This is a genomic window from Anaerotignum propionicum, from assembly GCF_024461735.1.
Lineage (GTDB): Bacteria > Bacillota > Clostridia > Lachnospirales > Anaerotignaceae > Chakrabartyella.
Genome location: NZ_JANGAD010000044.1, coordinates 1 through 236, shown reverse-complemented (window position 1 = coordinate 236; position 236 = coordinate 1). Strand labels below are relative to the sequence as shown.

The 236-nt window shown below is 43.2% G+C and carries 1 protein-coding gene; it reads right to left on the bottom strand.

The window, feature by feature from the left end:
- Positions 1-236 (bottom strand): 2-hydroxyacyl-CoA dehydratase family protein (locus NE558_RS14330; protein ID WP_256150845.1); only part of this gene is annotated, 236 nt, incomplete at both ends.

The window sequence follows — 236 nt, the reverse complement described above, 5'->3', positions numbered from 1 at the left end:
AACCGTACATTTGCTGCCAAGCCTTTGCCATTCTGTAAAGATGGCCACCTTCGCCATCCAGAACGTCCACACGAATCTGTCTGGATTCCTGAGACAAATCGTCATCAACGATAGCAATTTTGAATTCATTGAAGATATCAAGCAATACGTTGGGCTCAAGTAAGAAACCAGTAACAACAACTTTCTTCCCATCCCAAGGCTGAACAGGCATAGCCTTAATTTCAGCAATCATCTCT